The sequence below is a fragment of the Alcanivorax sp. HI0044 genome (genome assembly GCF_001634945.1).
The window spans coordinates 1-21,744 of record NZ_LWEZ01001450.1; the positions used below are offsets into that span (position 1 = coordinate 1).

Consider the following 21,744-nt stretch of genomic DNA (forward strand, 5'->3'; position numbering starts at 1 on the left):
GGTGCCAAAGGAATCCCATCACCATATCTGTCATGTTTGTCTGCAGGGTGATGGGATTGTGCTGATGGGGTCTGATTGCCCGCCAGAGTATTTTGAAAAAGCCCAGGGGACCACGCTGAGTGTGCAGGCTGATAGTGTGAAAGAGGCGGAAACCCTGTTTGCGGCGCTGGCGGAAGGGGGCGAAATTAAAATGCCCATGGAAGAAACGCCCTGGGCGGAACGCTTTGGGATGTGTAACGACCGCTTCGGCATTCCCTGGATGGTGAATTTTGATGGCAGCAAGGCCGCTTACGAAACTTGAGGCCAGGCCTTGCCTGTCAGTGCAATTCTTCCGGCGGCGGCGTGTAACGGTGGGGCGGTAATTCTACCCGTTGGGTGATGCCGCCCTGCACCACGGTGCGCCCTTCGTAACGCTCTCCACCGGTGACGGTGAATTCAAACCGGTAAATGCGGGTAATGCGGCGTTTGCCGTGGTGGTCTTTGCTCAGGGTCAGCTTTTCCAGGCCCACACTCTCATCCAGAAATTCCAGTTGTTCTCGCTCGCAAAAGCGCCGGGTAGCCACCAGCGCCCGCTCGCGAATGCCGTGGGAACGCCAGAACAGGGCGCCGATGACGATCAGCACCGTGACCAGCAAGATATCGGAAAGATCCAGATTCACCGACGGGCTCCCGGCAAGCCGCCAAACAGGGCGAGCCACTGTGCCTCTGTCAGCCCGTTGAGGGTGTCCATGTTGCGTTCGGGAATCTGCTCCGGATTCGGGTAACTGGCGAGGCCCTTGTCCAGGCTGGCTTCGCGCAGGATATGCAGAATCGGGTAGGGCGCCCGGTTGGTGTAGTTTTCCCGGTCGTCCACGGCGGTGTCGGCGAACTGGTACGCGGGGTGGAAGCTGGCGATCTGGTAGGTGCCTTCCCAGCCCTGTTGCTCCAGCAGACCATCGGCCAAGTCCAGCACATCGTTGTAATCGAGGAAGTCTTCCAGTTGATCGGTAATGATCAGCAGGGTGGTGTCGATTTCGTCTGCCGGGGTGCGATCCATGCGGTCGAGTTCTTCGTGCAGGTCACCCAGCAGGGTTTCCACATTGCGGCTGTCGCTGACGGTGAACCGTATCTGGCCAGCGTTGAAAGGCTTGCGGGCAAACGGGCACAGGTTCAGGCCGATGACAACGTCTTCGAGCCATTGGCGAGTCTGCTGGATAGGGTCCGTCATTTCCTTGTCGTTCATTCGAGCCAGGTTTCCTGGATTAAGGTTGCGCAGGGCGACATCGGGGTGAGCCGGTCTCCGCTCTACAGGGTTTCGGTCACATGGGTGGCAATGCTATCGCCTACGCGAATCACGCCACTGGAGAGGATTTCACAACGCAGGCCGCCCCGGCCCAGCAGGGCCTTGATGACCTGCGGCGGGGTCAGATCGCCGGCCAGCAGGTGCCCTACCACGGAGCAAGGCTCACACAGCTCTATGCCGCGCAGGCGGATGTTGCCGAGCAAAAACTCCCGGCCTTCCAGGGCGTTGAGATCGACGCCTTCGGTCAGCACGTTACGGCGCAGGGTGTGCGGCTCGACCTGCTGCTTGTGCTCGCGGTTATAGGTGGCGATGGCCTCGGATTCGATCAGGGTAATTTGTTCTTCCGGCTTGGCGTTGCGGCGGTAATGGCGGTCGCCAACGATGCCGCAGCCGGCGCGCAGCTGCACGGCTGGTTGGCTTTCCACCGGGCCGCGAGACTGGCTGGCGGTGTAGAGGGCGAGGATTTTCATGGAGCTCCCGGATGGATGCCAAATGCCTGAGGCCAAAGTGCGAGTACATCAAAGAGGCCAGTCTAGCAGTTTCCTCCGGGTTTTCAGCGTCTGGCGTCTGGCGTTTTCATTAGCTAGAATTACCGCAACGACGATGATTGAGAAAGGACGTCCCTTGGACTGTGCCCTGATCGACAATCCGCTTTTCCTCCCCACACCCGCCAGCTGGCGATGGTGATGCTCCCCCTGTGTCTGCACTGACACGTCTTTTTGCTCGTTTTCCTCTACAATTATTGCTCTTGATCGCGGTCCGCCCGAGAGTCGGGCCGTAGCGAAATGCTAAGGACAATCATGTCACCACAAGAATTGGATCAATTTGCCCGGCAGGGCTATACCCGTGTGCCGGTGGTTCGCGAGGTGCTGGCGGATCTGGATACCCCGTTGTCGGCCTATCGCAAACTGGCGTCAGGCCCTTACACCTACCTGTTTGAATCGGTGCAGGGTGGCGAGCGCTGGGGGCGTTATTCGATTATCGGCCTGCCGGCCACGGAGGTGGTGCGGATTACCGGGCAGCATGTGCAGGTGGATGGCCCCGGCGGGCGTCAGCAGCAGGACGTGGCTGACCCCATTGCCTGGGTCGAGACGTATCGGCAAGCCTATCGCAGCCCGGACCTGCCCAATTTGCCCCGTTTCAACGGTGGCCTGGTGGGGTACTTCGGTTATGACAGCGTGCGTTTTTTCGAGCCACGCCTGGGCCCGGCGCCCGGGGAGGACGTGCTGGGTGTGCCCGATATCCTGCTGATGCGGTCCGAGGAAGTGGTGGTCTTCGATAACCTGCGCGGTGCGCTTTTCCTCGTGGTGCATGTGGACCCGAAGGAAGAGGGGGTGTTGATGCGTGCCGAGCAGCGCCTCGATGCGTTGGAGGCCCAGCTGCGTTCCCCGCTGCCGGAGCCGGAGCACACGGTGTACGGCGAACCGGTGGACGAGAACGATTTCCACAATGAATTTCCGGAAGCGGCGTTCAAGGCCGGTGTGGAAACTATTCGCGAGTACATTCTGGCGGGCGACGTGATGCAGGTTGTGCCCTCCCAGCGCATGAGCTGCCCGTTCCAGGCGCCGGCGCTGGATCTGTACCGCGCCCTGCGTTACCTGAATCCGTCCCCGTATATGTTTTATCTGGATCTGGACGATTTCCATATTGCCGGGTCGTCGCCGGAAATTCTGGCCCGCGCTGAGCAAGGGCGCATCACCGTGCGGCCCTTGGCCGGCACGCGCAAACGCGGTGCCAATGAGGCGGAAGACCAGGCACTGGAGAAAGACTTGTTGGCGGACCCCAAGGAAATCGCCGAGCACCTGATGCTGATCGATCTGGGGCGCAACGACATCGGTCGGGTCTCCAAGGCCGGCAAGGTGGACGTTTCCGACAAAATGGTGGTGGAGCGCTACTCCCACGTGATGCATATCGTATCCAACGTGGAAGGCGAGCTGCGTGAAGAGCTGGGGCCGCTGGATGTGCTGCGGGCGACCTTCCCGGCTGGCACCCTGAGCGGAGCCTCCAAGATTCGCGCCATGGAAATCATTGACGAGTTGGAACCTACCAAGCGCGGCGTCTATGGTGGCGCGGTTGGCTATATTGGCTTCAACGGTGACATGGATACGGCGATCGCCATCCGTACCGCGGTGATCAAGGACCAGCGTCTGTACGTGCAGGCCGGGGCCGGCATCGTTGCCGATTCTGTGCCGCAATCCGAATGGGACGAGACCATGAACAAGGCCCGGGCCGTGTTCCGGGCGGTGAACATGGCATTGGGTGGTCTCAACCTGGCAGACGGAGGGCAGCGATAATGCGCGTGCTGATGATCGATAATTACGACAGCTTTACCTACAACCTGGTGCAGTATCTGCAGGAGCTGGGGGCCGAGGTGCTGGTGCATCGCAACGACCAGATTGGCCTGGAAGAGATTGAAGCCCTGAACCCGGATCGCCTGATGATCTCTCCCGGCCCTTGTACGCCCAATGAGGCGGGTATCTCCATCGCTGCTATCAAGCACTTTGCCGGCAAACTGCCAATTCTGGGCGTGTGTCTGGGGCACCAGAGCATTGGCCAGGCGTTTGGTGGCCAGGTGGTGCGGGCCCGGCAGGTGATGCATGGTAAAACCTCGCCGATATACCACAGCGGCAAAGGCGTGTTTCGGCATTTGCCATCGCCCTATACCGCCACCCGCTACCACTCGCTGGTCGTCGAAAAAGACAGTTTGCCGGACTGCCTGGAAATGACCGCGTGGACCTTGAAAGACGATGGCAGTGTGGATGAGGTTATGGGGATGCGTCACAAGACCCTGCCCATTGAAGGGGTTCAGTATCATCCTGAATCCATACTGAGTGAGCACGGTCATGCCCTGCTTGAGAATTTTTTGAAGCACGATGAGCAGGGGGATGCGGCATGAATATTCAGGAAGCGCTGGCCAAGGTGGTCGATCAGATTGACCTGAGCATTGAGGAAATGCGCGATGTGATGAGCCAGGTGATGACCGGTGGTGCCACGGATGCACAAATAGGTGCGCTGATGATGGGTCTGCGGATGAAAAGTGAATCCCTGGACGAAATCACCGGCGCGGCCATGGTGATGCGTGAGCTGGTCACCGGGGTGAGTGTGGAAAACCGCCAGTATCTGGTCGATATCGTTGGTACCGGTGGTGATGGCGCGAACTTGTTTAATGTCTCCACGGCCAGCAGTTTTGTGGCCGCTGCCGCCGGTGCGCACGTGGCCAAACATGGCGGGCGCTCGGTCAGCTCCCAGAGTGGCTCGGCGGACCTGTTGGAAGCGGCAGGTATTGCACTGGACCTGAACCCGGCGCAGATTGGCAAGTGTGTCGATAGCGTAGGCGTGGGGTTCATGTTTGCGCCGAACCACCATAAGGCCATGAAATACGCCGTAGGGCCGCGCAAGGAGCTGGGTATGCGCACCCTGTTCAATATTCTTGGCCCGATGACAAACCCGGCCGGCGTGCAGCGCCTGGTCATGGGGGTGTTCTCGGAAAAGCTTTGTCGCCCCCTGGCGGAAGTGATGGGGCGCCTGGGTGGAGAGCACATCATGGTGGTGCACAGCAAGGATGGTCTGGATGAGATCAGCCTGGCGGCGCGCACCCATGTGGCGGAATTCAAGGACGGTGAAGTCCAGGAGTATGACCTGACCCCGGAAGATCTGGGGCTGGAATCCGATTCCCTGGTGGGTCTGGACGTGACGGACCCGGCGGCGTCCCTGGCGCTGATCAAGGACGCCTTTAGCAAGCGCACCACGGAAGCGGCCAACAAGGCGGCGGACATGATCGCCCTTAACGCTGGCGCAGCCATTTATGTCAGCGGTGTTACCCGGACTCACAAAGAGGGGGTACGCATGGCCGAAGACCTGATCCACAATGGAGAGGCGGCAGAGCGTATGCGCGAGCTGGCTCAGTTCAGCACCGCCCTCAAGGTTGGCGACGAATCAGCATAAGGAGCGAGGTTATGAGCACAGGCACTATTCTCGACAAGATTATCGCCCGCAAGCAGGAAGAGATTGCCATCGGCAAGAACAATTACACCTTGGGCGATTTGCAATCCATGGCAGAAAACCAGCGCAAGGCGCGGGGGTTTATTGCCAGCCTGTTCGACCGGGTGAGAGATCACCAGCCGGCGGTAATTGCCGAAATCAAGAAGGCGTCACCCAGTAAAGGTGTGATCCGCGATGATTTCGACCCGGTGTCGATTGCCCGTAGTTACGAAGCCAACGGCGCAGCCTGCCTGTCGGTGCTCACCGACAAGGATTTTTTCCAGGGCGATGAGCATTATTTGCGTGCTGCCCGCAACGCGGTGGATCTGCCGGTGCTACGCAAGGATTTCATGATCGATCCGTGGCAAGTTTTCGAGTCCCGGGCCATGGGGGCGGATGCGGTGCTGCTGATCGCTGCGGCGCTGTCTGATGCCCAGATGAATGAGCTGTATCATGCTGCCCAGCGGGCCGGCTGTGATGTGCTGGTAGAGGTTCATACCGAAGAAGAGCTGCACCGGGCGGTAGCCTTGAACGCCGAGCTGATCGGTATCAATAACCGTAACCTGCACACGTTTGAAACCAGCCTGGACACCACGCTGACGCTGGCACAACAAGTGCCGGGTGATCGCATGGTGGTGACTGAAAGTGGTATCCACAGCAGCGCTGACGTGCAATTGATGCGCAAGAGCGGCATCCACAGTTTTCTGGTCGGCGAAGCCTTCATGCGCGCTGAAGACCCGGGCGCTGAACTCAAGAAGCTGTTCTTCTGAGCGTACGAGTTGCGAGGTTTGTAGATCGGCTTAGCCGCGCAGCGGCGTAAGCCGACAAACCGCGTTGGGTGAGAGGATTTGGAATGACAGGAAAGTCACCTCAGGAATGCCTGGGTATGGAGGACATCCGTGCCGAAATCGACCGTAGCGACAGGCAAATCATTGCATTGTTGGGAGAAAGGGCGGGGTATGTACATGCTGCCGCGGCCTTCAAGACCAGCGAGGATGGGGTGCGTGCGCCGGAGCGTTTCAGAGCCATGCTCCAGACCAGAAGATATTGGGCAGAGCAGGAAGGGCTGGATGCGGACATGGTTGAAGATCTGTACCGGAACTTGGTGGAGCACTTCATTCAGAAGGAAATGAAAGCCTTTCAGAAACGCTGATGGATCTCACCGTTCAAATGCAAGCGGCCGCGCCCAGACTCTGGGCGCGGCCGCTTGGTTTTCAGTATCGGATGGTGTTCGACGCGCAGCTATTAACTATTCATTATTAACGGTTAACTGCTTTTTACCGCGTCCCGTACACCACCATGGTCTTGCCTTTTACGGAGACCAGACCCTGTTCCTCCAGGTTCTTGAGTACCCGGCCCACCATTTCCCGGGAGCAGCCGACAATGCGGCCGATTTCCTGGCGGGTGACCTTGATCTGCATGCCGTCCGGGTGCGTCATGGCATCGGGCTGCTTGCACAGGTCCAGCAGGGTGCCTGCAACACGGCCAGTCACATCCAGGAATGCCAGGTCCCCCACCTTGCGGGTGGTGGCACGCAGGCGGCCAGCGATCTGGGCGGACACCGTGAACAGGATGTCGGCGTCTTCGCGGGCCAGCTGCCGGAATTTGGCATAGCTCACCTCCGCGACTTCGCATTCGCTCTTGGCTTTCACCCAGGCGGAACGCGAGGGGTCGTTTTCAAACAGCCCCATTTCACCGAAGAAATCCCCTTCATTGAGATACGCCATGATCATTTCGCGACCATCGTCGTCCTCGATCATGACCGTCACAGAGCCTTTCAGGATGTAATACAGCGCATCCGATTCATCGCCGGCATAGATAATGGTGCTTTTCGCCGGATATTTACGGCGGTGGCAATGGGCCAGGAAGTGGTCCAGATTTGGAATAATTTTGTTGCCGTCAGTCATGGGCGCTCAGTCTTGAAGCCAGAAAAATGTCTTAGCCAATAAGCGTATGGATATTGCCTGTTTTTATGAGTTATGCCAAGGGAACTGGCTCTCACTCTCGATTTTCACAGGGCAGGCGGTAGCTAAACCCGGATTAAGTAACGGGTTTTCGGCCAGATACGCCGATTTTCCGGGTTGGTGATATATCGGTAAATTATTCCCATCGACCTACCCTGAAAGGGGTGGCGCAGCCCCCGTGCTATGGTACTCTGCGCCCCCTTCCGGGGTGGGCGCAATCAGGCGTTCGGCCTGCGTTTGAGATGGGGTGACAGACCAGGAGATCACCATGAAAGCAGTGGTTAAGTGGCAGGGCGAAGCCTGCTATGAAGCGGAAACCGAAAGCGGCCACAAGGTGCTGATGGATGGCCCGCCGGATCACGGTGGCCAGAACCGTGGGCCGCGCCCCATGGAAACCCTGTTACTGGGCGTGGGCGGCTGTTCCTCCTTTGATGTGATCCATATTCTCAAGAAATCCCGACAGGACGTGACTGATTGCCGCTGCGAGCTGACTGCCGAGCGGGCCGATGAAGTACCGGCGGTGTTCAGCAAGATCCACCTGCACTTTATTGTCAGCGGCAACAGCCTCAAGGAAGCCCATGTGAAACGGGCGGTTGAGTTGTCGGCAGAGAAATACTGCTCTGCCAGCATTATGCTGACACGCGGTGGTGTCGAGATCACCCATAGTTATACCATTGAAGGCTGAGGTGCCCGGTGGGTGCCTCAGTAACGCAATATGCCGGCCTGGCCGGTGATTCGCGGCGTCCTTCGGGATGTTGCAAACAAGGTAGCCGCACGGGGTGCGGTGGTGTGTTTGTCTTAACGTGGCGATGAAACGCCCATGGGGTACGGCTGTGGTGAAAGATCCCAATCCCAAGATTACGGTTCATGGTTTCAACAACCTGACCAAATCCTTGAGCTTCAATATTTTCGATATTGCTTACGCGAAGACCGAGCAGCATCGTCAGGAATATATCGAATATATTGACGAGCTGTATAACGCGGAGCGTCTCACCGAGATTCTCACCAACGTGACCAAAATCATTGGTGCCAACATTTTGAATGTGGCCCGCCAGGATTACGATCCGCAGGGTGCCAGTGTGACCATGCTGATCGCCGAGCACGAAACCCCGCCGGATGGGTCTGACTGGGACGAAGAAGCGCCGGGCCCGTTGCCGGAGACGGTGGTGGCTCACCTGGACAAGAGTCATGTGACGGTGCATACCTATCCGGAATCCCATCCAGATAACGGTATTTCCACGTTTCGAGTGGATGTGGATGTCTCCACCTGTGGTGTGATTTCCCCGCTACGTGCGTTGAATTACCTGATCCACAGTTTCGATTCCGATATCGTTACCGTGGACTATCGGGTGCGTGGCATGACCCGGGATCTGGATGGCACCAAGCACTTTATTGATCACGACATCAATTCCATCCAGAATTTCCTGACCGAAGATACCCAGAACGCCTATCAGATGATCGACGTGAATGTGTATCAGGAAAATATCTTCCACACCAAGATGCTGCTGAAGGACTTCGATATCGATAACTATCTGTTTGGTGCGGGTAGTGATGAGTTCGAGCAGGAAGAACTGGATCAGATCGAAGAGCGTTTGCGCACAGAGATGCTGGAGATTTTCTACAGCCGCAACCTAGGTTAAACCCGCAGCACGCTTCACGCTGCATGCGACACGCAAAACAAAAAGGCCGCACCTTGGGTGCGGCCTTTTTGTTGTTGGCTGCGAAGCCGCTGTAGGAGCACCACTCGAGGTGCGAACCGAGCGACAGCGAGGCAACAACCCTTTCAGGACTCGACAGATTTTTCTATCTGGAATGCCTGATCGTCCTTCGGCTGATTTCACGCTACGCGTGGTTCGCACCTCAAGATGTGCTCCTACAGGTGAAATTCTTGAAGCGTTGGTTAGGGAGCCTCTGAATAACTCCTTGCATGCTCAGTCTTTCAGGCTGGTTCGCAGTCTAGGCGCGCTTTTGAAGGTGTATGTCCATCCATCAAAAAAGTGCAACAACGAGTGCGGGCCAGCCTGAAAGACCCGAAGGGCGCGGCCTGGAGCGCCCATCTGTTACGCCTTGTCTCTTGGAAAGGGAGCCACCCTGACCATCGAGACAAGACACAACAGCTGCACGCTCCAGACCACGCTGAGTACGCAAGGAGTTATTCAGAGGCTCCCTAGATACGATAGGTGGTAAAGGTCATCACCTTGCTCATCAGCGTCATGGCGTGGCGTACGGGCAGAGGCAGGTCGGCGCCGCCGGCGTCTTTGGCGGTGACGGCGTGTTTGAGCTCGTCGGTTTTCATTTGCTCGAGAATGGCCCGGGTGCGCAGGTCGCTTTCCGGTACCTGATAGAGATGGGATTCCAGGTGTTTGACCACCTGATTTTCCGTTTCTGTCACGAAGCCCAGGCTCCAGCGATCACCAATCAACCCGGCGGTAGCGCCTACCGCATAGCTCATGGCATAGAACAGCGGATTGAGTTTGCTGGGCACGCCGCCCAGTTCCTGAATGCGCTCTTCACACCAGGCCAGGTGGTCTTCCTCTTCCCGAGCGGATTCTTCCATGGCATGGCGGATATGCGGCAGGCTGGCGGTGCTGGCCTGACCCTGATAAAGCGCCTGGGCACACACCTCGCCGGTATGGTTAATGCGCATCAATCCAAGCACATGGCGGCGCTGGTCGCCGGGCAGTGTGCCCGGCTGTATGTCGCTGCCGGGACCGGTAGGCGAGGACGTGGGGCTGCGTTCGGCCTGTACGGTGCCGGGCGTGAGGGTGCGCAGGGCATTGTCGGCACGGGCCAGCAGGCGATCCAGAGGTGACAGTCGGCGTTCAGTCATAGTTATCAGCGCTGCATGCAAACACACAACATGCTTGCATGCTGAAAGAAATGGGAGATCTAGTGTAGCCTAAGAGCCCTCAAAACAAGAAGGGCGTTGCATGCCAGCGTGAAGCGTGAGGCGTGCAAGCATAAAACAATGAGTGATCTGAACGACCTGAAAATGCTGCTTGAGTCCCGCTATCCCATCGTGGTGATTGAAACCTGGGAGGAGCTGCGGGCGCTGGATTTGATTCGCCGCCTGGGGATGCGAGAGGGGCGACCGGTGTTCGGCTGGAATGCGGTGGACGGCCTGCGCCGGCTGGAACTGGAAGACAGCCCCAGCCAGAAACACACCATTGAACCGGATGCCATGCTGGGACAGATTCGCGGTACCAATGAGCCGGGGATCTATGCGCTGTGTGATCTGCACCCTTATCTGGACGGTGAGCCAAAGCACGTCCGGTTGCTCAAGGAAATCGCCCTGCACCATGAGCGCCTGCATCACACTCTAGTGCTGATCAGCCATGAATTGACCATTCCCGCGGAACTGCGCCGTTATTGCACTCGCTTCAGCCTGTCCATGCCCGATGAAAAGCAGTTGGAGCACATCGTTCAGGACGAAGCGCGCCGTTTCAAGAAAGAGCGGGGCGAACGGGTGCGCGCGGACCGGGCCTCGCTGGACCGGCTGGTGCGCAACCTGCGTGGCTTGAGCGTGGAAGATGCCCGTAAGCTGGCCCGTGGGGCGATTATCCACGATGGCGCCATCACCGAGGCGGACCTGCCGGAGGTGAACAAAGCCAAGTTTGCATTGATGGAAATGGACGGCGTACTGAGCTACGAATACGACACTGACAGCTTCGCTAATGTGGGCGGGTTGCAGGGTCTGAAAGACTGGCTGGGCAAGCGTGAAAGTGCCTTCCATGGCAATCAGGGTGAAGGTATCGACTCGCCCCGTGGGGTAATGCTGGTGGGCGTGCAGGGCGGCGGTAAAAGCCTGGCGGCCAAATCGGTGGCCGGGCTTTGGGGGCTGCCGTTGTTGCGCCTGGATATGGGGGCTATCTACAACAAATTCTTCGGGGAATCCGAGCGTAATGTGCGCGAGGCGTTGGCCATGGCGGAAACCATGTCGCCCTGTGTGCTGTGGATCGATGAAATCGAGAAAGGGATTGCGGTGGGTGATAACGATGGCGGCACCTCCCGCCGGGTGCTTGGCACCTTGTTGACCTGGATGGCGGAAAACCGCAGTCAGGTGTTTATGGTCGCCACCGCCAACGATATTGAACGGCTGCCCCCGGAGTTGATCCGCAAGGGGCGCCTGGACGAGATCTTCTTTGTGGATTTGCCGTCCAGTGAGGTCCGGGAAGTGATCTTCCGGATCCATCTGCAAAAGCGCGGACAAACCGTATCAGCGTTTGATCTGGCTCGCCTGGCGGAGCACAGCGATGGCTTTACCGGCGCTGAGATCGAGCAGGCGGTGGTGGCCGGGTTGTATAGCGCCGGGGCCGGGGATCAGCCACTGGATCAGGCCTTGCTGGAGGCCGAGCTGGAAGCGACCGTACCGCTGTCGGTGACCATGGCGGAATCGCTGGCGCGGCTACGACAATGGTGCCAGGGGCGGGCGGTCAGTGCCGGCGCGTAACTGCGGCTTGGCGGTTTGCCCCTGTGCTTGATCAGGCGTGCCTTCTTAGTCGGGCACTTCGTCGTTGCTTAACCATGAGTCCGCATCGGTGCTGTCGGGTTGGGTAAACCGAACCAGTGTCTCTCGTAATACATTCAATTCCACGGGTTTGGGCAGGTGGGCGTTCATGCCGGCTGCCAGGCTGCGGTCTTTGTGCTCACGCAGGATATGGGCCGTCAGGGCCACAATGGGCACCGCTGGCAGGCCCTGTTTTTGCTCCTGTGCCCGGATCATCCGGGTGGCTTCAAAGCCATCCATTTCCGGCATTTCGCAATCCATCAGGATCAGGTCGTAGCGCGTGTTGCTGGCCAGTTCCAGCGCTTCCTTGCCATTGGAGGCAATATCCGCCTTCAGGCCCAATTTGCCCAGCATACCGCGAATCACCTTCTGGCTCAGGTAATGATCTTCCGCCACCAGCAGTTTCAGGCCGGGGTCTGGCTGGTGTTGTGGTTGGCTGTGTTCTGACACCGACGGATGCCCCAGGCCTAATTCTTCTGCCAGTGCCTGGCGCAGCCGCGGTGCGGAGACCGGCTTGGACAGCACACGGTGAATGCCCACATTGCGGGCCTGGGTCGCCGTGGGGGCATTGTTGATGCCGGTTAGCATGACGAGCACGGTGGGATGCACGATGACCGGGTCTTCATGGATGCGGGCAGCCAGTTGCATGCCGTCCATGCCGGGCATGTGGTGATCCAGGACAACGATATCGTAAGGCTCGTTGATGTTGGCCTGGGTGCGCAGGGACGCAAGAGCCTCGCGTGGGTCGTGGCAGGCGGTGACGCGCATGCCCCACGAGAGGGCGTGGTGACGCAGTACCCGGGTCACGGTGCTGGAGTCGTCCACCACCAACAGGCTGCGTCCGGAGAGCGCGGTTGTATCCACGTTGGTGCTTGGCGCGGGGGCATCCTCGGCAGGCAGTGGCACCACGAACCAGTAATGCACATCCTTGTGATCCTGCAATGTACCCATGCGTCCGCCCAGGGCTTCCACCAGTTGTTCGGCAATGGCCAGGCTCAGGTGGCTGCTTTCGTTCTGTTTCTGGTTGTCCCGCAAACGCTTGAGGGTTTCCTCATTCATGGCGCTGCCGGTGAAACCAAAACGAACGCGGTCGGCCTGACCGGTGGGTTCCATGGAAACGTCCACCACCATTTCGCCGGGGTGGCCATGGCGAATCAGGGCGCCGGTCAGGTTGGTAAGAATCTGACGCAGGCGGCCGGCATCGCCGACCACCCGGCCCGGCACATTGGTGTGCACATGGGTGATCAGTTCTATCTGCTTTTCTTCCGCCCGTTCCTTGAACAGATCCACGGCTTCCATGACCAGGTCATGAATATCCAGTGCGCTGTGGTTGATGTCGGTGCCGCGGGTGGAGAGCTGCGAGTGCTCCAGGACATCGTTGATGATGCGCAGCAGGTTGTCGCCGGCGTTCTGAATGGCGCCGACGCACTCGCGCTGGTTCGGGGTCAGCGGGGTGTCAGCGAGGATTTCTGCCATGCCGAGGATGCCGCTGAGCGGGGTGCGTACATCATGGCCAATTCTGGACAGGGTTTCCCGACGCGTGGCATCCACGGTTTCCGCCACGGCCTGTGAGCGTTTTTGTTCGATATGCAGAAGTGCTTGATGGCGGTGGCTGACCCGCAAGCCGATGCCCAGAGTGACTGCCTCCAGCATGGTGGTTGCCAGTAGCCACTGGGGCAGTTCTGCGCTGGTTTGCAGGATGCCCAGATAGGCCAGACAAACCAGCAGGGCAGGCCCGCTGACCAGAAGCGTAGTCAGGAAAAACAGTCCGCCGCCATTCAGCTCCCGGTGCCAGCTGGTGTAGCCCAGAATCAGCAAAATGAATGCGGCCAGGCTGACGATGGCGAAGCTGGCACTGGCGGCCAGGGCGACGGGGAGCACGAGGATCAGGGGAATAAAGGCCAGTGAGCCCCATTTCAGTCCCACCATGATGCGGTGCAGAAGCGGGGCCTTGACGGAAAGATCAAAAAAGGAGCGCGCGACGCCGGTGGCGGAAAACAGCGCGATCATCATCATCACGAACAGGGTGCGGGGCTGAACGGTACTGTTCTCTGTCAGCGACTGGGGAAGAAAACCGGCCAGAACCAGACTGATGACCAGAATGGAGAGAATAAAGCCGCAATGGTAAAAGTAGGTTCTCCCACCCCGCATGGCGCCGGCGGTCAGGTTGTAGATGGCGAGAATCAGCAGGGCGCCGGCGAGCAGCATGTACACGGCGTTGGTGTGGCTTTGTTGTGCCACCTGGGCGTTGATGTCGTTCAGGGTCAGGCCGTAGGTGAGGTAGCCCTGGGGCTGGAGTCGCAGGTAGATCAGCTGTGGTTCACCGGTGGGCAGGTGTAGCCGGTAGCTGGCCTCCCGGCCGGGTATCCGTTGCTCCTGGCTCGCCTGGGTGTAATGGCCATCTGCGCCGGGCAAAAACACGCGGGCATTGGGGTTGCCTGTGACAACCAGTGCGTAGTCCTGTTGATTGCTCAGTTCGTTTTGCAAGGCGACGCGCACCCACCAATAACCGTCGCGAATCCCTAGCCGTTCGATATAGCGTGTGGCGGGCTGGAAGTGCTCGGTAATGGGGGGCTGGCTGATAGTGCGAATATCCGCGCCGCCGGAGGCATCACGGTAATATTCCGAATAGATGGTGATGCGTGCCTGGTCAGGCTGGCTATGGACGACAAAGGGCGGGGGCGCGTCTGCGAAGACTGCATTGGCGCTGGCGCACAGGGCCAGCACCAGGAGAAAGAATAGAGAGTCAGGCTTGTTTAGCCTCAGCATGGGATTCTTCTTTTGCATCCGTCGGTTTTCCCCGGTCAAGCACATAGGCGTTCAAACCCGCTTCGGAGAGGATATAGGCTCCAAGCTCGCTACGTCGACCATCACCGCATACCACGTAGAAAAAATCCTTCTCGAGATTTTGTACTTCGCGGCGTAATTCATTGAGTGGCAGGTTGCGGGCACCGGGGGTGCGGTCATGGCGGAATTCCATGGGCAGGCGTACATCCACCAGGATGCAGGCGGTGTCGGCTTCCAGCACCATCGTGTCCAGCTCATCTTCAGTGACGTGGCGAATCACGGAGTCCTGCAGGATTGCCTGAAAATCGTTTTTACCCAGACACATCAATACCCCGTCGCTGGTCATGGTGATGGTGGCATTGCGTGGGCTGTCGCTGATCAGGGCGTCTTCACCAAAGAAGCGGCCGGCGGAGAGGGCGGCCAGAGTTTCCTGCTTGGCTCCCTTGGTGCGGGTGACCATGGCTTTGCCCTGTTTGATCACGAACAGGGTGTCGCCGTCTTCGCCTTCGGTGACAATGGTTTCGCCGAGCTGGACTTCGCGTTCTTCGAATTTCACGAACAGGCTGTGAATCATGGCCGGGGGCACTGCGGAGAACAGTTCCGAGGAAAGCAGCGCGTCCATCCAGTCCCGCTCATTTTCATCGTCGTCTTCGTCAAGCATGGACTCGGCGGCCTGGGTCCAGGTCATCAGCAGGTCCAGCTTGTTGCGGTCGATGGCGTAGAGCGTGGTGGCTTCGGCGGTGATGGCGTTGATGGTGTGTTCGGCGTAGTTGTCGATGGCCAGGTAGTTTTCATCGTCGTCAGCGGTGAAGTGGCGCACCTGAAAACTGGCATCGGTGAGATCCAGCGAACCTTCGATCAGGAAGTAGGCCTTGTCGCTGCTCTGGCCGCGCTTGAACAGGAGTCGACCGGGGCCGATCTTGATGACTTCGATCTGGCCCTGGATTTCATTGCGATGGGATTCACTGAGGCAGTCAAAAGGAATGAAATCCTCAAGACGTGACATATCCGCCGTTTGATTCGACATGGCAACCCCCCGAAGGTGTGTTGGTAGGCGAGCCGGGTCCGGCTCACCTTTAATTCTTAGTTGCCTGTACTTTATGCTTTTTCGCGGGCCACTGCACGGTAGCCGATGTCGGAACGGTATTGGGCGTCGCGCCATGTGATCTGCTTCACACCCTCATAGGCGTTGGCCTGGGCGTCGCCCACGGTGTCGCCGACGCCGGTGACGCACAGGACCCGGCCACCACTGGTGACCACCTGGCCGTCTTTTTCGGCGGTGCCCGCGTGGAAGACTTTCACCGTATCGGAATCGGCCTGATCAAGCCCGTCGATCACGTCACCCTTGTTGTAGCTGTCCGGGTAGCCGCCAGCGGCCATGACCACACCGAGGGTGGGGCGCGGGTCCCACTGGATGTCGGTCTGGTCCAGTTTGCCGTCCAGTGCCGCCAGGCACAGGGCGGCCAGATCGGACTGCAGGCGCATCATGATCGGCTGGGTTTCCGGATCACCAAAGCGGCAGTTGTATTCGATCACCTTGGGGGCACCATCCGGGTTGATCATCAGTCCGGCGTACAGAAAGCCGGTGTAGGGCATGCCTTCAGATGCCATGCCTTCCACGGTGGGGGTGATCACCTCGTCCATGATGCGCTGGTACACCGCATCGGTGACCACCGGGGCCGGGGAGTAGGCGCCCATGCCGCCAGTGTTGGGGCCGGTGTCGCCGTCGCCGACGCGCTTGTGGTCCTGGCTGGTGGCCATGGGCAACACGTTCTTGCCGTCCACCATGACGATAAAGCTGGCTTCTTCGCCTTCCAGGAATTCTTCCACCACCACGCGGTGACCGGCGTCGCCAAACTTGTTGCCATCCAGCATGTCGCGCACCGCATCTTCCGCTTCCTGCAGGGTCATGGCGACGATCACGCCTTTGCCCGCAGCCAGGCCGTCGGCCTTGATCACGATGGGGGCACCCTGCTCACGGACGTAAGCCAGCGCTTCGTCCATGTCGGTGAAGTTGCCGTAGGCCGCGGTCGGGATCTTCTGGCGCGCCAGGAAGTCCTTGGTGAAAGCCTTGGAGCCTTCCAGCTGGGCAGCCGCCTTGCTGGGGCCAAAGCACTTCAGACCGTTATCCTGGAAGGTGTCCACCAAGCCTTCCACCAGCGGGGCTTCCGGACCGACGATGGTCAGGTCAACGCCGTTGTCCCTGGCGAAGGCCAGTAGGGCTGGCTGATCCAGCACATCGATGGCCACGTTCTCCAGCTTGGCTTCGCGTGCGGTGCCGGCGTTACCCGGGGCCACGAATACCTTTTCTACCGACTCGGCCTGAGCCACTTTCCATGCCAGCGCATGCTCGCGGCCACCGCCGCCAATGATCAAAACTTTCATTGAGGTTATTGCCTCTTCTGACGTTGTCTCAATGGGAGACGGGTCAGATGTCGGACGTCGGACGTCGGACGCTAACCCGGGTTTTGTCGTCAGACGTCCGACCTCAGACGTCCGACGCCTTAATGCCTGAAATGACGCATGCCGGTGAAGACCATGGCCATGCCGGCTTCGTCGGCGGCTTTGATGACTTCTTCGTCGCGGATCGAGCCGCCCGGCTGGATCACGCAGCTGATGCCCACCTTGGCGGCGTTGTCGATGCCATCGCGGAACGGGAAGAAGGCGTCGGATGCCATCACCGAGCCTTCCACCTGCAGGCCTGCGTGCTCGGCCTTGATGGCGGCGATGCGCGCAGAGTTCACGCGGCTCATCTGGCCGGCACCCACGCCCACGGTCTGACGGTTTTTGGCGTAGACGATGGCGTTGGATTTCACGAACTTGGCCACTTTCCAGGCGAAGATCAGATCGTGCATCTCGGCTTCGGTGGGGGCGCGCTTGGTGACCACTTTCAGGTCGCCTTCGGTGATCATGCCGATGTCGCGATCCTGCACCAGCAGGCCGCCGTTAACGCGCTTGTAGTCCAGGCCGCCCTCAGTGGGGCCCTGGATTTCGCCACACACCAGCACGCGCACGTTCTTCTTGGCGGCGGTGATTGCCAGAGCTTCGTCGGTGGCGCTGGGGGCGATGATTACTTCCACGAACTGGCGATCGACGATGGCCTTGGCGGTGTCCGCATCCAGCTCACGGTTGAAGGCAATGATGCCGCCAAAGGCGGATTCGGTGTCGGTTTCAAAGGCCAGATCGTAGGCCTTGCCGATGCCGTCCAGACTCACCGCCACACCGCAGGGGTTGGCGTGCTTGACGATCACACAGGCGGGCTTGGTGAAGCCTTTTACGCACTCCAGTGCGGCGTCGGTGTCGGCGATGTTGTTATAGCTCAGTTCCTTGCCCTGCAACTGCTTCGCGGTGGCGATGGAGGCCGGTGCCGGGTTGCGCTCGGTGTAGAAGGCCGCTTTCTGGTGCGGGTTCTCGCCGTAGCGCATGTTCTGGGTTTTTTCGAAGTTCAGGTTGATGGTGCGCGGGAAGTCGTCATTGTTTTCACCGACTTTCTTGCCGAAGTAGTTGGCAATGGCGCTGTCGTAGGCTGCGGTGTGTTCGAACGCCTTGATGGCCAGGTCGAAACGCAGGGTGTCGGACAGGGCGCCATCGTTGGCATCCATGTCGTCGAGCACGCGCTGGTAATCACCGGCAGCGGTGACGATGCCCACGTGGGCATTGTTCTTGGCCGCAGAGCGCACCATGGTCGGGCCACCGATATCGATGTTCTCGATGGCATCGATCAGGGAGCAATCCGGGTTGGCCACGGTGGCTTCGAATGGGTACAGGTTGACCACCACCAGATCAATGCGGCTGATGCCGTTGTCGGCCATGACCTGTTCGTCCTGGCCACGACGGCCGAGGATGCCGCCGTGCACTTTCGGATGCAGGGTTTTCACCCGACCATCCATCATTTCCGGGAAACCGGTGTAGTCAGAGACTTCGCGCACCGCGATGCCGGCCTCCTGCAGTTTCTTGAAGGTACCGCCAGTGGACAGCAGCTCCACGCCCTTGTCGGCCAGGGCCTGGGCAAATTCGACGATACCAGTCTTGTCGGAAACACTGATCAGTGCACGTTCAACGGCTTTGCTCATAAGTCACCTTTGGTGACGCTTGCACGCGGCACGCGATATGCTGGCACGCTAGGCGTGGTAGCGGTTTTGCGTGTTGCATGAAGCGTGTTGCATGTTGCGAGAAATCGGGTTGTCCAGAAACAAAAAAAGGGCAGTAGTGCCTACTGCCCTGATTTATAGCAGCCTGTTTTTACAACAGGCCGTACTGCTTGAGTTTCTTGCGCAGGGTACCGCGGTTCAGGCCCAGCAGCTCGGCGGCTTTGGTCTGGTTACCACGGGTGTACTCGAGCACTTTCTCAAGCAGGGGGATTTCCATCTCAGCCAGTACCATCGGGTAGAGCTCGCTCACGGCTTCGCCGTCCAGCTGGTTGAAATAATCGTTTAACGAACGTCGCACACAATTGCGCAAGGTATCGTGGGTTTCACTGCGCGCAATAGTAAGATGCGGCTGCTTTCGTGCTTCAGCGGTGTTCATTTCAGTAAGTGTCCGTGCAGCGGCTGTGTTAACTGAAGAAAGGGTCATGCGGCCAGGGCTCCGTTTTTCTTCCGGGCAGACACCTCGCCATAACGACCGAAACGAACCCGGTCGGTAGTGGCGCTGATCTGTTGGAAAAACTGCTCGATTGCCACGCATTGGTCGGTGGCATTTTCCAGTGTGTTAAACCCGCGCCGGAAGTCTTCCCCATCGGGCAGGTTCTGTGTGTACCAGCCCAAGTGCTTGCGTGCGATACGCACCCCCATGAACTCACCATAAAAATGATGCAGTTCGGACAGGTGCTGCTGCACGCAGTCATGGACTTCCGTTACTAACGGCGCTGCGGGCAGCGAGCCGTGCTCGAGGTAATACAGGGTGTCCCGGAAGATCCACGGGTTACCCTGAGCAGCGCGGCCGATCATGATACCACCGGCGCCGGTGGATTCCAGTACCCGTTTAGCTTTTTCCGGGCTATCCACGTCTCCATTAGCCATTACCGGAATATTAACCGCGTCCACCACCTGTTTGATGGTGGTGTATTCGGCCTCTCCGTTGAACTTGTCGGCGCGGGTGCGCCCGTGGATGGCGAGGGCCTGGATACCGGCGGCTTCGGCAATGCGGGCAATGGCGAGGGCATTGCGCTGATCGCGGTCGGGACCGGTACGGATTTTCAGGGTGACGGGGACGTCCACCGCATTGACCACCGCATCCAGGATGCGGCTGACCAGATCCGGGTCGGCCAGCAGGGCGGAGCCTGCGGCGCGCTTGCACACTTTTTTCGCCGGGCAGCCCATATTGATATCAATGATCTGGGCGCCGTGGTCCACGTTGGCGCGGGCCGCGTCTGCCAGCATGGTCGGCTCGCCGCCGGCAATCTGGACAGAGATGGGGCCCGGTTCGCCGCGGTGATCCAACCGTTGGCGAGACTTTCGAGAGTTCCACAGACGGGTGTCCGAGGTCACCATTTCCGACACCAGCAGGCCGGCTCCCAGGTCCCTGCACAAACGCCGGAAAGGGCGATCCGTGACGCCGGCCATGGGGGCCAGAATCAGGGAATTGGGCAGGTTATAGGGTCCGATCTGCATGGCGCCGGGCTTGGGGTGTCTAAAAGGGGAGACAATGATAGAGATCGACGGCCCGGGATGAAAGGGCAGCCTGCCATGAGCTGACGGGCTGCCGATGGATTGCTGTTGTGCGGCTGGATGCGGTTAGCGCTGACTGATCTGGTCGCGGGGCTGCGGGGCCGGAAGCAGGCGCAGGTTGTAGTTCACCGCCTTGTCACCCGGGTCCACGATTTCCAGAGAAATATGCAGCGGGGTGCGCGTGGGCATGGTTTCCATGCCGAGCAGATCCCCTTGCAGGTATTCCTGTGGGGTGAAGCGCCGGCTGGCAACGGGGCCGCCATTGAGAGCGCTGAAGCTCAGTTCCAGTTCCGGGAAGGGCTGGGGGTACTTGGCTTCATTGAACAGGATGGCGTCCACAATCAGGGCGTTGGCGTAATCCGGATGGCTGCGTACCACCAGGTTGGCGCCGCGCAGCTGGGTGATGTCTGAGCGGCTGGGCAATTGGCAGCCAAGTACATCACAGGCTTGCTGGTACATTGGGCGCCATTGCGGGCTACGGGCCAGGTCATCGAAGTTGAAGAAGGCGTATTGGCCGATCAGCACAACCAGAGCGATGACTGACAGAGACGTCCACTTGGCCAGGCCGCCCCAGTCCCGGCGCTGGCGGAAATGGTTGTCACGTTCGCGCACGGGCTTGCCGATGGGAACGGGTTCCTCGTAAAGATCGTCGCCAAACAGGTCCAGCCCACCGAACAGGCTGTCATCGTCGTCTTCGGGCTCTGCCGGTCGGGTTTGTTTCGGTGGTGGTGGGGCTGTTTTGCGCGCAGCTGGCTGCTCAGGGGCAGGGTTGTTGACGGGAGCGGACGTGGTTGTTTCGCCCGGGCTGGTCTCGGCGGGTTCATCGTCTTCCAGTTCCTGCAGCAAGGCCTCGGCCCAGGACTCGTCGGCATTTTCATGGTGGCTGGCCCGGCCGGCGCCATGCATGTCAGCGAAGTCTTCGCCTAATCCGCCGGCGGGGTCGTCCACATCCAGGTTCATGAACGAGTCGCTTAACTCCATGCCCTGAATGCTCAGGCCATCAGCGTCGGTGCCGTCATCGTCGCCAAATTTCTGCTCGTCCCCGGAAGAGGCTGCGTCACTGTGGGTGCCGTCCAGTGCGCCGGCCCAGCGATCCTGCGGGGCGGCTTGCTGCGGTGCCGGGGGATCAACCAGGTAATCATTGGCCTGGAAGATCTGCAGGCAGGAGCCACACCGTACCGCACCGCGTGCCTGTTTCAGGTGTTCATCGGTAATTTTGAACTGGGCTGCACAGTGGGGGCAGCGGGTCTTGTATTGGGTGGCCATGGCTTTCGCCTGAATTGTTATTGGTAATGAATCGCAACACGCTGCACGCAACAGGCTATCACGCAGCCCGGGAATGGCGATGGTGTGCAGGCAAGTATGTTTTACAGAAAAAACGGGACAGGCCGCAAGGACCTGTCACTCAGTTTTCCCTGAATCTGTGGATTCAGGTGACGCGGCGCACCCCGTCAATGCGCACCCAGTCACCCTGTTGGGTGGTGGGGGTCAGATCAAACCAGGGGGCATAGGCGGCGCGGACCGATTCCGCCTGTTCTGCCAAAATGCCGGACA

22 protein-coding genes are annotated in these 21,744 nt (G+C 59.3%); 9 read left to right on the top strand and 13 right to left on the bottom strand.

Translation table 11 applies throughout. From position 1 onward, the window contains the following. Positions 1-301: VOC family protein (locus A3730_RS21700; RefSeq protein ID WP_063538914.1), on the top strand; the 301-nt coding region annotated here is incomplete at its 5' end. 16 nt (positions 302-317) lie between these two features. On the opposite strand, the gene A3730_RS21705 is transcribed toward A3730_RS21700, so the two are convergent. The 3 genes from A3730_RS21705 to A3730_RS21715 all read right to left on the bottom strand — a co-directional run bounded on the left by A3730_RS21705 (position 318) and on the right by A3730_RS21715 (position 1,752). After that, positions 318-659 carry a DUF3301 domain-containing protein gene (locus A3730_RS21705; RefSeq protein ID WP_063519132.1) on the bottom strand — a complete coding sequence of 114 codons (342 nt, stop codon included), beginning with the start codon at positions 657-659 and terminating at the stop codon, positions 318-320. Next, positions 656-1,222, bottom strand: a complete 567-nt coding sequence (locus tag A3730_RS21710) for a DUF1415 domain-containing protein (RefSeq protein ID WP_063519133.1) — start codon at positions 1,220-1,222, stop codon at positions 656-658. Before A3730_RS21710 ends, A3730_RS21705 begins: the two co-directional genes overlap by 4 nt. 62 nt (positions 1,223-1,284) lie before the next feature. Continuing rightward, positions 1,285-1,752 carry an MOSC domain-containing protein gene (locus tag A3730_RS21715; RefSeq protein WP_063519134.1) on the bottom strand — a complete coding sequence of 156 codons (468 nt, stop codon included), beginning with the start codon at positions 1,750-1,752 and terminating at the stop codon, positions 1,285-1,287. A gap of 330 nt (positions 1,753-2,082) precedes the next feature. On the opposite strand from A3730_RS21715, the gene trpE reads away from it, so the two are divergent. The 5 genes from trpE to A3730_RS21740 all read left to right on the top strand — a co-directional run bounded on the left by trpE (position 2,083) and on the right by A3730_RS21740 (position 6,416). Further along, positions 2,083-3,576: an anthranilate synthase component I gene (gene trpE, locus A3730_RS21720; protein WP_063519135.1), complete on the top strand. Its 1,494-nt coding sequence runs from the start codon at positions 2,083-2,085 to the stop codon at positions 3,574-3,576. Further along, positions 3,576-4,178 carry an aminodeoxychorismate/anthranilate synthase component II gene (locus A3730_RS21725; protein WP_063519136.1) on the top strand — a complete coding sequence of 201 codons (603 nt, stop codon included), beginning with the start codon at positions 3,576-3,578 and terminating at the stop codon, positions 4,176-4,178. The genes trpE and A3730_RS21725 overlap by 1 nt, the downstream gene beginning before the upstream one ends. Beyond that, a complete protein-coding gene (gene trpD, locus A3730_RS21730) occupies positions 4,175-5,227 on the top strand; it encodes an anthranilate phosphoribosyltransferase (protein ID WP_063538916.1) in 1,053 nt (350 codons plus the stop codon). The genes A3730_RS21725 and trpD overlap by 4 nt, the downstream gene beginning before the upstream one ends. An 11-nt stretch (positions 5,228-5,238) precedes the next feature. Beyond that, complete coding sequence (trpC, locus tag A3730_RS21735) at positions 5,239-6,033, top strand: indole-3-glycerol phosphate synthase TrpC (RefSeq protein WP_063521419.1); 795 nt, start codon at positions 5,239-5,241, stop codon at positions 6,031-6,033. Between the two features lie 83 nt (positions 6,034-6,116). Continuing rightward, the gene (locus A3730_RS21740) at positions 6,117-6,416 is read left to right on the top strand and encodes an isochorismate lyase (protein ID WP_063521418.1); all 300 of its coding nucleotides are present in this window, start codon (positions 6,117-6,119) and stop codon (positions 6,414-6,416) included. 124 nt (positions 6,417-6,540) lie between these two features. On the opposite strand, the gene crp is transcribed toward A3730_RS21740, so the two are convergent. Continuing rightward, entirely contained in the window at positions 6,541-7,170 is a 630-nt protein-coding gene (gene crp / locus A3730_RS21745; RefSeq protein ID WP_007151459.1) for a cAMP-activated global transcriptional regulator CRP, read from the bottom strand. 325 nt (positions 7,171-7,495) lie between these two features. Between crp and A3730_RS21750 the strand changes: the two genes are divergently transcribed. Both A3730_RS21750 and speD read left to right on the top strand, forming a co-directional pair. Further along, entirely contained in the window at positions 7,496-7,912 is a 417-nt protein-coding gene (locus tag A3730_RS21750; protein ID WP_011589301.1) for an OsmC family protein, read from the top strand. Between the two features lie 124 nt (positions 7,913-8,036). Continuing rightward, on the top strand, positions 8,037-8,867 hold the full coding sequence (gene speD, locus A3730_RS21755) for an adenosylmethionine decarboxylase (RefSeq protein WP_007149942.1): 831 nt from the start codon (positions 8,037-8,039) through the stop codon (positions 8,865-8,867). Positions 8,868-9,394: 527 nt separating this feature from the next. Here speD and coq7 read toward each other — a convergent pair. Beyond that, entirely contained in the window at positions 9,395-10,057 is a 663-nt protein-coding gene (gene coq7, locus A3730_RS21760) for a 2-polyprenyl-3-methyl-6-methoxy-1,4-benzoquinone monooxygenase (protein ID WP_063518525.1), read from the bottom strand. 138 nt (positions 10,058-10,195) lie between these two features. Between coq7 and A3730_RS21765 the strand changes: the two genes are divergently transcribed. Then, positions 10,196-11,677 (top strand): AAA family ATPase, encoded by a 1,482-nt coding sequence (locus tag A3730_RS21765; protein WP_063518524.1) that lies wholly within the window; start codon positions 10,196-10,198, stop codon positions 11,675-11,677. A 45-nt stretch (positions 11,678-11,722) separates the two neighbouring features. Here A3730_RS21765 and A3730_RS21770 read toward each other — a convergent pair whose 3' ends face one another. From A3730_RS21770 to A3730_RS32940, 8 genes are all read right to left on the bottom strand, one after another. Continuing rightward, a complete protein-coding gene (locus A3730_RS21770; RefSeq protein ID WP_231884010.1) occupies positions 11,723-14,503 on the bottom strand; it encodes a hybrid sensor histidine kinase/response regulator in 2,781 nt (926 codons plus the stop codon). Next, entirely contained in the window at positions 14,481-15,548 is a 1,068-nt protein-coding gene (locus A3730_RS21775; protein WP_063519200.1) for a cyclic nucleotide-binding domain-containing protein, read from the bottom strand. Before A3730_RS21775 ends, A3730_RS21770 begins: the two co-directional genes overlap by 23 nt. A gap of 71 nt (positions 15,549-15,619) precedes the next feature. Next, positions 15,620-16,906, bottom strand: a complete 1,287-nt coding sequence (purD, locus tag A3730_RS21780; protein WP_063519199.1) for a phosphoribosylamine--glycine ligase — start codon at positions 16,904-16,906, stop codon at positions 15,620-15,622. A 119-nt stretch (positions 16,907-17,025) separates the two neighbouring features. Beyond that, positions 17,026-18,594 carry a bifunctional phosphoribosylaminoimidazolecarboxamide formyltransferase/IMP cyclohydrolase gene (gene purH / locus A3730_RS21785; RefSeq protein WP_063538920.1) on the bottom strand — a complete coding sequence of 523 codons (1,569 nt, stop codon included), beginning with the start codon at positions 18,592-18,594 and terminating at the stop codon, positions 17,026-17,028. 169 nt (positions 18,595-18,763) lie between these two features. Continuing rightward, on the bottom strand, positions 18,764-19,048 hold the full coding sequence (gene fis / locus A3730_RS21790) for a DNA-binding transcriptional regulator Fis (protein ID WP_007148571.1): 285 nt from the start codon (positions 19,046-19,048) through the stop codon (positions 18,764-18,766). Between the two features lie 44 nt (positions 19,049-19,092). Beyond that, a complete protein-coding gene (dusB, locus tag A3730_RS21795; RefSeq protein ID WP_063518579.1) occupies positions 19,093-20,133 on the bottom strand; it encodes a tRNA dihydrouridine synthase DusB in 1,041 nt (346 codons plus the stop codon). 123 nt (positions 20,134-20,256) lie between these two features. Beyond that, positions 20,257-21,456, bottom strand: a complete 1,200-nt coding sequence (locus A3730_RS21800) for a zinc-ribbon and DUF3426 domain-containing protein (RefSeq protein ID WP_063538922.1) — start codon at positions 21,454-21,456, stop codon at positions 20,257-20,259. 163 nt (positions 21,457-21,619) lie between these two features. After that, positions 21,620-21,733: a 50S ribosomal protein L11 methyltransferase gene (locus A3730_RS32940; RefSeq protein WP_255364303.1), complete on the bottom strand. Its 114-nt coding sequence runs from the start codon at positions 21,731-21,733 to the stop codon at positions 21,620-21,622. Positions 21,734-21,744: the final 11 nt, after the last annotated feature.

Excerpts from the sequence above, each read along its gene's own strand:
- coq7 (WP_063518525.1), bottom strand. The coding sequence starts at position 10,057 with ATGACTGAACGCCGACTGTCACCTCTGGATCGCCTGCTGGCCCGTGCC.
- A3730_RS21725 (WP_063519136.1), top strand. The coding sequence starts at position 3,576 with ATGCGCGTGCTGATGATCGATAATTACGACAGCTTTACCTACAACCTG.
- purD (WP_063519199.1), bottom strand. The coding sequence starts at position 16,906 with ATGAAAGTTTTGATCATTGGCGGCGGTGGCCGCGAGCATGCGCTGGCA.
- A3730_RS21765 (WP_063518524.1), top strand. The coding sequence starts at position 10,196 with ATGAGTGATCTGAACGACCTGAAAATGCTGCTTGAGTCCCGCTATCCC.
- speD (WP_007149942.1), top strand. The coding sequence starts at position 8,037 with ATGAAACGCCCATGGGGTACGGCTGTGGTGAAAGATCCCAATCCCAAG.
- A3730_RS21740 (WP_063521418.1), top strand. The coding sequence starts at position 6,117 with ATGACAGGAAAGTCACCTCAGGAATGCCTGGGTATGGAGGACATCCGT.
- fis (WP_007148571.1), bottom strand. The coding sequence starts at position 19,048 with ATGAACACCGCTGAAGCACGAAAGCAGCCGCATCTTACTATTGCGCGC.
- crp (WP_007151459.1), bottom strand. The coding sequence starts at position 7,170 with ATGACTGACGGCAACAAAATTATTCCAAATCTGGACCACTTCCTGGCC.
- A3730_RS21775 (WP_063519200.1), bottom strand. The coding sequence starts at position 15,548 with ATGTCGAATCAAACGGCGGATATGTCACGTCTTGAGGATTTCATTCCT.
- A3730_RS21800 (WP_063538922.1), bottom strand. The coding sequence starts at position 21,456 with ATGGCCACCCAATACAAGACCCGCTGCCCCCACTGTGCAGCCCAGTTC.
- purH (WP_063538920.1), bottom strand. The coding sequence starts at position 18,594 with ATGAGCAAAGCCGTTGAACGTGCACTGATCAGTGTTTCCGACAAGACT.
- dusB (WP_063518579.1), bottom strand. The coding sequence starts at position 20,133 with ATGCAGATCGGACCCTATAACCTGCCCAATTCCCTGATTCTGGCCCCC.
- A3730_RS21750 (WP_011589301.1), top strand. The coding sequence starts at position 7,496 with ATGAAAGCAGTGGTTAAGTGGCAGGGCGAAGCCTGCTATGAAGCGGAA.
- trpC (WP_063521419.1), top strand. The coding sequence starts at position 5,239 with ATGAGCACAGGCACTATTCTCGACAAGATTATCGCCCGCAAGCAGGAA.
- A3730_RS21710 (WP_063519133.1), bottom strand. The coding sequence starts at position 1,222 with ATGAACGACAAGGAAATGACGGACCCTATCCAGCAGACTCGCCAATGG.
- A3730_RS21715 (WP_063519134.1), bottom strand. The coding sequence starts at position 1,752 with ATGAAAATCCTCGCCCTCTACACCGCCAGCCAGTCTCGCGGCCCGGTG.
- trpE (WP_063519135.1), top strand. The coding sequence starts at position 2,083 with ATGTCACCACAAGAATTGGATCAATTTGCCCGGCAGGGCTATACCCGT.
- trpD (WP_063538916.1), top strand. The coding sequence starts at position 4,175 with ATGAATATTCAGGAAGCGCTGGCCAAGGTGGTCGATCAGATTGACCTG.
- A3730_RS21770 (WP_231884010.1), bottom strand. The coding sequence starts at position 14,503 with ATGCTGAGGCTAAACAAGCCTGACTCTCTATTCTTTCTCCTGGTGCTG.